Source organism: Paraclostridium sp. AKS73 (assembly GCF_025671395.1).
In the GTDB taxonomy this organism is placed as follows: domain Bacteria; phylum Bacillota; class Clostridia; order Peptostreptococcales; family Peptostreptococcaceae; genus Paraclostridium; species Paraclostridium benzoelyticum.
The window spans coordinates 1-12060 of the sequence record NZ_JAIXHU010000061.1; the positions used below are offsets into that span (position 1 = coordinate 1).

Here is a 12060-nt window from a genome sequence, read left to right on the forward strand (position 1 = left end):
TTCAAATTATAACACAAACTTGTTTTAGAAATACGAAAATTTTTATTTTTGTTTTTTATTTTTATTTTTAATTAAAAGAGAAAGGAAAATTCCTTTCTCTTTTTAATATGCATAATTAACTAATGATCTTCCTAGTTCGAAAGCGTTTTCATTAAGTTCCTCTGTTCCTTTTGGAACTCTAGCTAATATAGCTTTTTTTAACATTTCGTTGTCTACACCTTCTATTGTTTCACTTATAACACCTAGTGCTACAATATTAGCTACCATAACCTTTCCTAATTTCTCCTTACTACTATCTATGATAGGAACTTTAATTACTTTTGCATTTTTTGTATCTATATTTTTTTCATCCACAGTAGAATCTATGATAACAATTCCATCATTTTTACAGTATGTGAATACTGATCAAAAGATTTTTGAGTCAAACTCAATAATATATCAGCTTCTCTAACTTTTGGGAAATTAATTTCACCATCACTTATTATAACTTCAGCTTTACTTGCTCCACCTCTAGCTTCGGGACCATATGATTGAGTTTGAACAGAGTTTAAGTTTGATAATATAGCTCCTTCTGCAAGTATTATACCAGCTAAAATCAGTCCTTGTCCTCCTGATCCACTAAGTCTTATCTCTTTTCTCATATTCATTTCTCCTTATAATCATTTCACCCTATTTATTATTTTTTATATTCATCTGTATATTCTGGCATTTTGTCACTTTTAAATATACCAAAAAATTGTTTATTTTCAAGTTTTTCTTCAGGTAATTTATCTTTTAGTGCTATATCAACATAATTATCTTTTAAAATATTCATAAGCGCTACAGCTGAACCCTTTTTATTTTTTCTACCATAGTAAGTAGGACATAAACTCATACCCTCAATGATAGAAAATCCTTTGTGAACTATACCTTTTTTTATGTATTCTATCATTTGTTTTGCATGATATGCAGTTCCTCTAGCTACAAATGTAGCGCCTGCCCCCTTAGATAATTCACATATATCAAAAGGCTTATCAATATTGCCATAAGGCGCTGTTGTGGCAAAGTCATTTGTATTAGTAGTTGGAGAATACTGACCTCCAGTCATCCCATATATATTATTGTTAAAAACAATTGTAGTTATATCTATATTTCTTCTACATGCATGTATAAGGTGATTACCTCCTATTGCTGTGCAATCCCCATCTCCAGTTACAACAATTACATGCATATCCGGATTTGCAAATTTTACACCTGTAGCAAATGGTATTGCTCTACCGTGTGTTGTATGCAAAGTATTAAAGTCTAAATATCCAGATGCTCTAGATGAACATCCTATCCCTGATACTACACATACGTTATCCTTATCTAAACCTAATTCGTCTATAGCAACCGCAATAGATCTCATAAGGATACCATGTCCACATCCAGGACACCATATATGTGGTAATCTATTTGATCTAAAATTATTTTCTACAACGCTACTTGGCATTTTACCACCTCCATAACCTTATCAACAATATCTTCCGGTGTTATAATTTCTCCATTGTATTTATTAATTCCAACTACATTGCAATCACTATCACAAACTCTTTGAACCTCTTGTATCATTTGTCCATAATTTAGTTCAGGAACATATATATTTCTGACATGTTTGCTTAATTCTTTAACTTTTTCTTCAGGGAATGGCCATACTGTTTTTATAGTAAATAATCCAGCTTTAATACCATTGCTTCTTAATGTATCTACTGCATCTTTTGTACATCTACTCATACATCCAAAAGTTATAAATAACTCTTCGCAGTCATCTACGTTATATTCTTCACAAATTAATATATCGTCTAAATTTTCATTAATTTTATTCATTAATCTATCCATAAGTTTTTTTGTTTGTTCTGTACTATTTGTTGGGAATCCTGTTTCATCGTGCATAAGACCTGTTACATGATATCTGTATCCATCTGAGAAGTTTGCCATTGGAGGCACTAGAGTTGTTTGATCGTATATTTTGTATTCATTTTTATTCGCTTTAACTTTTTGTCTATCATATATTTCAAGTTCATTTTCATTAGGTAGTTCAACTTTTTCCCTCATATGTCCTATAACTTCATCTAATAATAGTATTACAGGAGTTCTATATTTTTCTGAGAAATTAAATGCTTTTACTGTCAAATCAAAAGTATCTCTTACACTTGTTGGCGATAACGCTATTATTGGGTGATCTCCATGAGTTCCCCATTTAGCTTGCATTAAATCTCCTTGAGCTGGAGATGTAGGAAGCCCCGTACTAGGACCACATCTTTGTACATTTACTACTACACATGGAATTTCTGCAAGTGATGCATATCCAATATTTTCTTGTTTGAGTGAAAAACCTGGCCCACTAGTTGCAGTCATTGATTTAAGCCCTGTTAAAGATGCTCCAATAGTCGCTGCCATGGATGCAATTTCATCTTCCATTTGTATAAATTTTCCACCAACTTTTGGCAACATGTATGATGAAATTTCAGCTACTTCGGTAGATGGTGTTATTGGATAACCTGCAAAGAATTTCATCCCGGCATATAATGCACCATGTACACAAGCTTCATTTCCTTGTAACAATTTTACTTTTTTATGCATAACGCTCTACCCCCCTTATTATTTTTCTTCTTTAGATATATAAATAGCATAATCTGGACATCTAAGTTCACATAATCCACAAAGTACGCAATTTTCTATATCGTCTACAGAGATTATATTGTTCTCTAATTTTAAAACTTTTTTAGGACAGTATTCTACACAAATACCGCAACCTTTACACCAGTTAGTATCTATTGTAAGTCTTCCTTTTTCCAAATTTATCTCCCCCCCTACAACTTTTACTTTCACTTTAATAGTAGCTATTTCTTCTGCCAATTGCAATTATTATTTCATTTTTAGGGATATTCCTACATTTTTGCAATTTTGCCATGCAAACTTTCATACTTACATATAAGTATTATTATATTTTATAAAATTTAATTATAACTAAAGTATAAGTTCATTGATTTCATGGGATTGTTATATAATTAACTTTATATGCTTAAATTTCTTGTTAAAAAGTAAAAAAGAATTTATTTTATATTACTTTCAATATAAGTCTAAAATAATAGTTCATTTTTAATATTTTTAATATTTTTCAAAAATATATTGTATACATATAAAAAATAAGATAAAAAAAGTAATAAGATTAGAAGTTTCTAACTCATTACTTTCTTTTTTTATATATAATTATTCTTTTTTTCTATCATTATTAATCTTGGAGGATGATTTATTTGATTTACAAAATTACAGTTTAGTGCATTATATTCACTTTGGTCTAGTTCACTTACATATTTAAATACTTCATCAAACTCTTCCATACCACCTTCATGTCCTGTATAAATAGCTATGCTTACAACCCCATGTGGTTTTAATAATTTCAAGCTTTTTTTAATTGCTTCTAGTGTTGTATCTGGTTTTGTTATAACTTGATGTTTAGCTCTTGGTAAATACCCTAAGTTAAATATCACGCAACTTACCTCTTTGTCTACATACATATCCATATTTTGGTGACCATCTAAAATTAATTTTACTCTATCTATAAGCTCCGCTTTTTCTAATCTTTTTTTAGTACTTTTTATAGCTTCTTCTTGGACATCAAAACTGTAAACTAAACCATTTTCTCCTACTTTTTCTGCAAGATATTTTGTATCATATCCATTTCCCATTGTAGCATCAATTACGATATCACCTTCATTTATAATATCTTCTAACAGCACCTTATTTAAGTCTGTTACTTTAGTTAAATATTTTGCTTTCATCATTTTACTTCAATCCTTTTACTTTAATTTCTTTAAATAATTTATCTCGTCATTAGTTAAATATCTATATTGTCCTATCTCAACATCCTTTAATACAATTTTACCCATAGCTTTTCTTCTTAAGTTCATAACAGGATGATTTATAGCTCTGCACATTTTTCTTACTTGTCTATTTCTACCTTCATGTATTTTTATTTCGCAAACAGCATAGTTTTTTTCAATATTCTTTTTAACTATCTTTATTTTAGCCGGAGCAGTTTTATAATCTTCTATATATAGTCCTTTTTCAAAATTGTTAATTTCAGCTTCATTTGGAATTCCTTTTACTGTAGCAACATAAGTTTTATCAACCTCATGCTTAGGATGAGTCAATTTATATGTCAAATCTCCATCATTAGTTAATAATAATAATCCACTTGTTTCATAGTCTAATCTCCCAATGGGATAAACTCTAGCTCCTACACCTTTTACTAAGTCTATAACGCTTTTTCTGTCAAACTGATCTTTTACCGTTGTAACATATCCTTCAGGTTTATTTAACATAATATATACTAATTCTTCTTCTAAACCAATTAGCTTTCCATCTACTTCTACCTTATCTTCAGTTTCATTTATTTGAAATGATAATTCATTTATTACTTTCCCATTTACTTTAACACGATTTTCAATTATCAATTCTTCTGCTTTTCTTCTTGATGCAATTCCGCAAGATGCTATATATTTATTAATTCTCATAATTATCTCCTTATTTCTTTATTTCTTCACATTAGATTATTATACTATATTTTTTTTAATAAAATAAATAAATTTTACCTTTTTATATTATTTATTTTATTAATTGGAAAATTAATAATAATATACAAGTACTAATAAAAGAGGTGTTCGATTTGATTTCAAGAGATAATATTAAATATTGTATATTCGTAGCCTTTATATCTATATTAATTTATAAGGCTATAGATAGCCCTTCAGTTTTTATATCTAGTATAAATGACTTGTTTAAATTTTTAAGTCCTTTTTTATTAGCTGTATTAATGTGTTTACTTTTAAATCCAGTTATTATGTTTTTAGAAAAAAAATTCAAGATGCCGAGAATTTTAAATATATTTATTTCATATTTTTCATATTTTTATTTTTGCTTTTGTATAAATTTAATAATGCCTTCATTGATAGATACCTTAAATACTTTAATAACAGAAATACCAAGCTATACGCTAAAAATAGATGAACTTTTAAACAAATATATTTCTAATAATCATTCATTTGATAGCATTTTACCCCATATACAAGCCCATTTGGATTCAGCTTTAAAACATGTCGTTAAAATGCTAAATACAATTTCTTCAGATTTTTTAATATATATTTTTAGCATAACATCTATAGTTTTTAATATTATAATGGGTATTATCTTATCTATTTATATACTTTGTGATAAAGAAAATATTTTAAAAAATCTAAAAAAATCTATTATATTCAACTTTTTCAAAAAAAAGAGCCACTGCAATAATTGAATTCTTTGATATAATAAATAAAATTTTCTATCATTATATCATAGGTAGTTTAATTGTTTCTTTGGTTGTAGGAATAATAACATTCATAGGATTTAGGTTCTTTATAAATATAAAAGGTAGTTTATTCTTATCTTTTATAGTATTTATAACTAATATGATTCCTTATTTCGGTCCATTTATAGGAGCTTTGCTCCCAATACTTATGACTTTATCATATAGCCCTATAAAAGCTCTTTGGGTGGCTATATTTTTACTTGTGCTTCAACAAGTCGATGGTAATCTAATTGCTCCGAAAATCATGGGTGAGTTTGTAGGACTTCATCCAATTTGGATAATATGTGCTGTATTAGTTGGTGGTGCTTTATTCGGATTGATAGGAGTTTTCTTATCCGTTCCAGTAGCAGCTGTAATAAAAACATATTTAGATAAATATATTGAAAAAAATATAAATATACCAAAATCTGAATGATACAAAATAAAAACGTCTAAAGTTAAATTTAGACGTTTTTAATTATAAATATTTTATTAAATTTTCTAATTTTATATCAACTATTTTTACATTTTCATTAATAGACATCAGCCTTTTTTTATCAAAATTATTATCTTGTGATATTAACAAGACTTCAGGTACTTCATAAAAAGGTATTGTTGAGTTCAAAACTTTCGCATGTAAGTTTTTATATTTACTCATTTTAAATACCTCTGTTAATTTGATATCTATAAGTTTTTGTTTTAATTTTTTATCTTTATCTACATATTCAATATATATATCATATTTATCTTTATCTACTGTTACATTTCTATAAAATCTTTTTATTTCATAGCCTGAAGATTCCATCTTTAAAACTATCTCTGAGCCTAGTATAACTTTTAAAAGTTCCTTTCCTTTATATGTTTTTCCTCCATTTAAATAATAAATTCCTGAACTATCTTTATACTCCCCATAAACTACATTGCATGGATATTTTTTAAGAGTAAACTCTCTGCACATTTTTCTTAGAGTTTTTGTGAGGAGATTTCATTATTTTTCTTTTTTAGAAAAAAAACTTATTAAACTGTTGTTCTGTTGCACATCTAACTTGGCTCATTAAAACCAGTATCTCCTTTTCCATACTTCCCATTATGCTATTCTCCTTGATGTATATTGTGACAAGTCTTAATTTATTATATTAAACACATGCAATAAAATTTACACTTTAATAAAAAAAGCATAGACATGTATCTATGCTTTTACTTTATATTGTTATTTCTTGTTTTTTTACTTCAACTTTTTTATAACTTTTTAATTCTCTGTATAATATAATTGCAGTTATAGCTGTTGCTAAAAAGTCTGCAACTGGTTGTGCATACCAAACTCCATCTAGACCAAAGAATTTTGGTAATATTATTATCATAGGTATTAATATGATAACCTGTCTAAGCAAGCTAAGAATCATTGCCATTTTAGCTTTTCCTATAGACTGTATATAATTAGATCCTGTTATAGATATTCCTATTATAGGCATCATTAACAAGTATATTCTAGCACCTTTTATTGATATCTCCATAAGCTTAGGGTCTTTATTAAACATACCTACCATAACTTCTGGTATAGTTTGAATTATTATCCAACCCGTTGTAAGTATTATAATTGCAGCTAAAGCTGATAACTTAAATGTTTTATTAGCTCTATCATACTGTTTAGCTCCAAAGTTAAAACCTATTATAGGCTGAGCTCCTTGATTTAATCCAAATATAGGCATTAAGAATATCATAGCTATAGATGATATCGTAGCCATTGCACCTATAGCTAAATCTCCTCCATAAGTTTTTAATGCATTATTTGATATAACTTGAACTAAACTTGTAGCTATTTGCATTGCAAATGGTGCAGATCCTATAGCAAATATCTTTTTAACCAAAGAACTATCTAACTTCAAACTTGATTTATGAAACTTCAAATTAGATTTACCTCTAATGTAATAAGATAACCCCCATATAGCTGTTACTATTTGTGATATAACAGTTGCAATAGCAGCACCTTGTATACCTAAGTGTAATCCAAATATTAAAACAGCATCTAATACCACATTTGTTAAGCATCCAACTATCATTATAATTGCTGCCAATCTAGGGTTTCCATCACCTCTTATAGTATTATTTAGTGTGTATGCTAATATATTAAATACACTACCAACTAAGATTATATATATATAATCTTTTGCGTATTGAAGAGTATATTCACTTGCTCCAAATAGTTTAAGTATCGTATCTCCAAATATAATTCCTACTATACTAATTATAATTCCAATAATAATAGATAATTTTATAGCATTCCCTATAATTTTTTCTGCATCATCTTTTTTGCCTTGACCTAACTTTATAGATATATTAGTTGTAGCTCCTATACCTACAAGCATCGCAAATGCCAAAATTATAGTCATAATTGGTAAACATATTCCAACACCAGTTAGTGCTAATGATCCTACTGCAGGTATTTTACCAATAAATATTCTATCTACTACATTATATAATGCATTTACTAGCATTCCTATAATAGCTGGTACCGAATATGTTAATAAAAGTCTCGGTATTGAATGATTTCTCAATTCTTGTTCATTTTTCATAAATTGACCTCCTTATATTGTCATGCATATTTTTCGCAAAAGAGTTCTGACTATATCATGTTCTTCTTCTGTTAAGTTAGTTGTCATATAAATTTCCCATTTTGACAAAACTTCATATATACTTGTTTTTACACTTTTTCCTTTGTCAGTTAAATATAACTTATAAGCTCTTTTATCAATCTCATCTTTCTCTCGTGTTAAAAAGCCTTCTTCTTCTAGCTTTTTTATAGCTCTTGCAGTAGTTCCCTTATCTATATTAAGCGTTTCCGCAAGGTCTTCTTGACTTCTTCCATCGCCTTTATATAGCTCTACTAAAAACATAAATTGACCAGCCCCAACTCCCAATCCACTTAACTCTTTAGATATAAAAGCTCCCCCTTTTCTATGAATCTGAGAGATATATCTTCCAATATAATTACAATCCTTTTTCACATTAAATCCCCCCTATCGTAAAAGATAGTATTAAAATAGTTGCAATAACAACTAAATTAGTATACACCAAAATAGTTGTTATTGCAACTATTTTGGTAAAAATAAAAAACTACATAAACATGTAGTTTTTTATTTGTTATATTTACTTTTCAGGCTTATTTTCCTCAGCTTTCGCTTGATTTATACTAATATTATCAAATTCAATTAATTCTATCAAGCCTTTTTGATCTTTATCATAACCAATTTTTATAGTATCCCCTTCTTTTGTTAAAGGAGCTTCATTTGAAACCTTAGACGTCACACCAAATATAGAGTCATTCATTCCATCCACTGTAAGATAATATGTGGTATTTCCTTCTATTACATCTGAATTTATTCTTTGAACTATACCTGTAGTTATTTCTTTAGTATCATCATTTCCAAGCTCTACAGTATTTCCTTTTGATTTTAATTGTTCTCTATAGCTTCTAAAAGCATCATCTTTATTATCACCTATTCCAACCATATTGAAATCTTCTACAGAAACAAAAGCAACCATCTTAACTAATCCTGCCTTATCTTTTAAAGACATTACATATGTAGGTTTCCCTAGTATATTATAAACAACAGGGAATGTTGCCTCATAATTTTTTTCTTGTACCTTCCCAGTTGCAGATACCATAGCTGCAGTTTCAGTTGCTCCTGGTTGTTTATAAAGCCTAGCTTCTTTAGTCCTAGTGTCAACTAGCATAAATCCTATAGTTGAATCATCCCCTCCTGCAGAAGTTATACCTGTATACCAATATGACTTTCCATCTTCGCCATATACTAATGATGTTCCTTCCGTAGCTACTAATACACCTTTTTCTGATATAACAGCATTTAAAAATCCACTTACAAATTTACCCCAATCATTTATTTGCTTAACTATAAATTCTTCTGGTTGTATCCTATCTATCCACTTTGGAGCATTTTTTATATCATAATTTTTAACTTCACCAGTTTGAGTATCTACAGTTGCTATTCCTATGGCATTTTGTCCTCCATATCCAATAGCATTTTCATATAGTGAAACTACCCAATACGGTTTACCTTTATCATCTACTTCTAATGTAAAATCTGTCATACCTACATTAGTATATCCTTTTAAATACATATGTCTTCTTAAATCCTGATGTAAGTAAGCTTCAGGTTGATATACTATTTTTATAGGTTTTCCATCAACTTCTTGAACAAGTCTAACATCTTGTGGATTTGTAGCAGATACTCTTACATATCCATTTGTTCCTTTTATATTTGTAATCCATTTTATTGCATCTCTATGTACCAATGGTGCTACCCAACATAATTCTCCATCTACATTTTGGATATGAAACTTTCCAAGTTTCGATACACTACCTATAGCAGGCACCTCTCCTAACTTTTTATCCCCTAATTTCATAGCCATATCTTCGTCTACTAGCCTAATTTCATTTGCATTTACAGGGCTTACATCTTTTGCAAAATTACTTTCTTTAACATCTCCTAGTAAATTTCTATATGCTTTCGAATGTAATACTGGTGACGATGTTAAAAATGGCACTACTATAGTATAAGCTATTAACACTGCAGCTATTGAGAAATTTCGTTTAGCCAACTTTGATGTTTGCTCTCCTTTGTCAAACATCATATCAAGCACTCCAGATATTACGAAAAATATAACTAGTGTTGAAAATAGCGAGGTAAAATCTAATCTAAGTACAGGTAATTTTATTATTGCATATATAGCTACCATTACCAACGCTATTCCATACGTTTTAAAAATTTTCTTCATTTATTACTCCTTCCTAATTTTAAAAATATTTGTAATATTTATTAATATTAATTATAACCATTTTTTGTAAAAAAATAAATACTCCTTAAAATTATAAGGAGTATTTATCTTTATACACTACTTAAACTATATTCAAATATTTTTTCTTTTGCTCTATATTCACTTAATAATCCTTCATACTCAAGTGTCAAATCCTTATGATTAAAGAAGTCATTTGGCTTAATTGCACATGATGGCTTCTCAAATAAGTTTATCCCACTATCTTCTAACATATCTGCTACAAAGTGAGAGCACACATATTTATTCTCAGCTTCTCTAGGCTTATTTCTAGATAAATATAAAAGTGCTAAAACATCATAATCATATTTATCTCTATTTGCACTTATATTTAATATATTTTTATATAAATTGTTGTATTGTTCATTAGTTACATATAATGAGTATACTCTGCATCTAGTATTCGTTTTTATAGCATATAAGCCTTCATTTATGTTTTCCTCTACAAATCCAGCAAATAAAGGCGTCTTTGGATTTAATCTTCCAAATGAATACATAGGTCTTAAATACTCATTAAGAGCTATAGATACGTGTGCATAAGGAGTTTTAGATATACTTTTTATCAAGTAAGAAAGAGCAGTTCCTGTATATGTTGTTACTATATATACCTTCTGCATTTTTTAACCCCCCAATGTCTTGGTTTATAATAATGTTTATGATAACTACTCTATTTTATCACCATTTTAATCAAACTTCAAATGTTGTTTTTGTAACTTTTTAAATTTCAATTTATTTATATTGAAAATATTAAAGTTTAAAATAATTTTTATAAATTGAATTCAAAGTTAATTTTTAATGTAAAATGTAAAATTCAATTTTATTCCTTTCCTTATTTTATAAATAAACTTATCTTTTTTAAGACTTTGTCTAAACCTGTCTCATTTTTAATTAACTTTAATATAATATAGTATACCGATTTTACACATGCTAATTTTATTATTTTTTAAATTTTTTCAAAACAAAACTTTATTTTTTAAATTTTATTAGGAGGCATTATAATGAAGCTTACACAAGAACAATTAATACTTAAAAGAGATAATAGATGTATAGAGTGCGGATGCAAATTAAATGGTTTATCATACTCTACTTACTTTGAACAAAATACGAACGTAAAAAATTTCAAATCTGACTTATGTCCGAATTGTTTATCAAATAAAAAATAGACTATACTTTTGTATAGTCTTATTTTATGCTATTGATTCTTCTGTTCACTTTATTTCCTAAAACCCAAAACACCAAAACCAATATTATTAATGATGTAACTTTTAAAGGATCTGTTATAAAAGTTTTTATATCATTTCCTATGTAACTTATAACTAAAAACATAATAAATTTCCCCAGTACCATTCCTGGTACAAAATTACTCAATTTCATCTTTGATATTCCAGCAGTTATAGTTATTAAAAAATCAGGTATAAAGGGGCATAAATAAACTATAAACATCATGCTAAACCCCTGTCTTTTTACCCACTTCTTAAATTTATCTATTTTTTCGTTGTTTATTCTTTTTATAAACTTAGAATCTGAAAATTTTCTACAAATCAAAAATAAAACTATTGATCCTATAACCGATCCAATCCAAGATACCGAAAATCCAAGTCCTATTCCTAAAACAAACGCATTAGCTCCTACTATAGCAACAAGTGGTAATGCCGGTATAAAAGTTTCTATTATTATTATTATAAATCCTACTGCAGCCACTAATAATTTATATTCTTGTAAGCTATATATTATTTGTTCCATATATTAGCACCTACCTAATCTAGACTTTATCTATAAGTTTGAATTGTTTATAAAATTAAATTTATAATTTTTTATACTTATTATTATATTCAAAGTTATTATATATATTTAAATAA

General features: G+C 27.9%; 14 protein-coding genes and 1 pseudogene. 3 read left to right on the forward strand and 12 right to left on the reverse strand.

From position 1 onward, the window contains the following. Positions 1-102 precede the first annotated feature (102 nt). The 6 genes and pseudogenes from LEQ07_RS23285 to LEQ07_RS18970 form a co-directional block, all read right to left on the reverse strand. A pseudogene (locus LEQ07_RS23285) lies at positions 103-647 on the reverse strand (2-oxoacid:acceptor oxidoreductase family protein). A gap of 29 nt (positions 648-676) precedes the next feature. Next, on the reverse strand, positions 677-1471 hold the full coding sequence (locus tag LEQ07_RS18950; RefSeq protein ID WP_263331844.1) for a 2-oxoacid:ferredoxin oxidoreductase subunit beta: 795 nt from the start codon (positions 1469-1471) through the stop codon (positions 677-679). Further along, positions 1453-2601, reverse strand: coding sequence for a 2-oxoacid:acceptor oxidoreductase subunit alpha (locus LEQ07_RS18955; protein ID WP_046823644.1), 1149 nt, complete (start codon positions 2599-2601; stop codon positions 1453-1455). The genes LEQ07_RS18950 and LEQ07_RS18955 overlap by 19 nt, the downstream gene beginning before the upstream one ends. 18 nt (positions 2602-2619) lie before the next feature. Further along, positions 2620-2817: a 4Fe-4S dicluster domain-containing protein gene (locus LEQ07_RS18960; RefSeq protein ID WP_046823649.1), complete on the reverse strand. Its 198-nt coding sequence runs from the start codon at positions 2815-2817 to the stop codon at positions 2620-2622. Between the two features lie 404 nt (positions 2818-3221). Beyond that, complete coding sequence (locus LEQ07_RS18965; protein WP_263331845.1) at positions 3222-3806, reverse strand: tRNA (mnm(5)s(2)U34)-methyltransferase; 585 nt, start codon at positions 3804-3806, stop codon at positions 3222-3224. A 15-nt stretch (positions 3807-3821) separates the two neighbouring features. After that, positions 3822-4538, reverse strand: coding sequence for a pseudouridine synthase (locus LEQ07_RS18970; protein WP_263331846.1), 717 nt, complete (start codon positions 4536-4538; stop codon positions 3822-3824). A 299-nt stretch (positions 4539-4837) separates the two neighbouring features. Between LEQ07_RS18970 and LEQ07_RS22720 the strand changes: the two genes are divergently transcribed. Further along, positions 4838-5314 (forward strand): AI-2E family transporter, encoded by a 477-nt coding sequence (locus tag LEQ07_RS22720; protein WP_263331850.1) that lies wholly within the window; start codon positions 4838-4840, stop codon positions 5312-5314. A 13-nt stretch (positions 5315-5327) separates the two neighbouring features. Beyond that, on the forward strand, positions 5328-5783 hold the full coding sequence (locus LEQ07_RS18980) for an AI-2E family transporter (RefSeq protein ID WP_263331851.1): 456 nt from the start codon (positions 5328-5330) through the stop codon (positions 5781-5783). Between the two features lie 42 nt (positions 5784-5825). On the opposite strand, the gene LEQ07_RS18985 is transcribed toward LEQ07_RS18980, so the two are convergent. From LEQ07_RS18985 to LEQ07_RS19005, 5 genes are all read right to left on the reverse strand, one after another. After that, on the reverse strand, positions 5826-6305 hold the full coding sequence (locus LEQ07_RS18985; RefSeq protein WP_263331847.1) for a hypothetical protein: 480 nt from the start codon (positions 6303-6305) through the stop codon (positions 5826-5828). 244 nt (positions 6306-6549) lie between these two features. Next, a complete protein-coding gene (locus LEQ07_RS18990) occupies positions 6550-7920 on the reverse strand; it encodes an MATE family efflux transporter (protein ID WP_046822777.1) in 1371 nt (456 codons plus the stop codon). Between the two features lie 12 nt (positions 7921-7932). After that, positions 7933-8352: a MarR family winged helix-turn-helix transcriptional regulator gene (locus tag LEQ07_RS18995; RefSeq protein WP_046822776.1), complete on the reverse strand. Its 420-nt coding sequence runs from the start codon at positions 8350-8352 to the stop codon at positions 7933-7935. 142 nt (positions 8353-8494) lie between these two features. Beyond that, positions 8495-10144 carry a hypothetical protein gene (locus LEQ07_RS19000; RefSeq protein WP_263331848.1) on the reverse strand — a complete coding sequence of 550 codons (1650 nt, stop codon included), beginning with the start codon at positions 10142-10144 and terminating at the stop codon, positions 8495-8497. 110 nt (positions 10145-10254) lie between these two features. Then, positions 10255-10818, reverse strand: a complete 564-nt coding sequence (locus LEQ07_RS19005) for a hypothetical protein (protein ID WP_021431393.1) — start codon at positions 10816-10818, stop codon at positions 10255-10257. Between the two features lie 381 nt (positions 10819-11199). Between LEQ07_RS19005 and LEQ07_RS19010 the strand changes: the two genes are divergently transcribed. Next, a complete protein-coding gene (locus LEQ07_RS19010; protein ID WP_161794427.1) occupies positions 11200-11364 on the forward strand; it encodes a hypothetical protein in 165 nt (54 codons plus the stop codon). A 19-nt stretch (positions 11365-11383) separates the two neighbouring features. On the opposite strand, the gene LEQ07_RS19015 is transcribed toward LEQ07_RS19010, so the two are convergent. Further along, complete coding sequence (locus tag LEQ07_RS19015) at positions 11384-11944, reverse strand: TVP38/TMEM64 family protein (protein WP_263331849.1); 561 nt, start codon at positions 11942-11944, stop codon at positions 11384-11386. Positions 11945-12060: the final 116 nt, after the last annotated feature.

What these genes read in the sequence shown, in the direction of transcription:
- LEQ07_RS19005 (WP_021431393.1), bottom strand. Translation starts at nt 10,818, where the DNA reads ATGCAGAAGGTATATATAGTAACAACATATACAGGAACTGCTCTTTCT.
- LEQ07_RS19010 (WP_161794427.1), top strand. Translation starts at nt 11,200, where the DNA reads ATGAAGCTTACACAAGAACAATTAATACTTAAAAGAGATAATAGATGT.
- LEQ07_RS18965 (WP_263331845.1), bottom strand. Translation starts at nt 3,806, where the DNA reads ATGATGAAAGCAAAATATTTAACTAAAGTAACAGACTTAAATAAGGTG.
- LEQ07_RS18990 (WP_046822777.1), bottom strand. Translation starts at nt 7,920, where the DNA reads ATGAAAAATGAACAAGAATTGAGAAATCATTCAATACCGAGACTTTTA.
- LEQ07_RS18985 (WP_263331847.1), bottom strand. Translation starts at nt 6,305, where the DNA reads ATGTGCAGAGAGTTTACTCTTAAAAAATATCCATGCAATGTAGTTTAT.
- LEQ07_RS19000 (WP_263331848.1), bottom strand. Translation starts at nt 10,144, where the DNA reads ATGAAGAAAATTTTTAAAACGTATGGAATAGCGTTGGTAATGGTAGCT.
- LEQ07_RS22720 (WP_263331850.1), top strand. Translation starts at nt 4,838, where the DNA reads ATGTGTTTACTTTTAAATCCAGTTATTATGTTTTTAGAAAAAAAATTC.
- LEQ07_RS18970 (WP_263331846.1), bottom strand. Translation starts at nt 4,538, where the DNA reads ATGAGAATTAATAAATATATAGCATCTTGCGGAATTGCATCAAGAAGA.
- LEQ07_RS18950 (WP_263331844.1), bottom strand. Translation starts at nt 1,471, where the DNA reads ATGCCAAGTAGCGTTGTAGAAAATAATTTTAGATCAAATAGATTACCA.
- LEQ07_RS18955 (WP_046823644.1), bottom strand. Translation starts at nt 2,601, where the DNA reads ATGCATAAAAAAGTAAAATTGTTACAAGGAAATGAAGCTTGTGTACAT.
- LEQ07_RS19015 (WP_263331849.1), bottom strand. Translation starts at nt 11,944, where the DNA reads ATGGAACAAATAATATATAGCTTACAAGAATATAAATTATTAGTGGCT.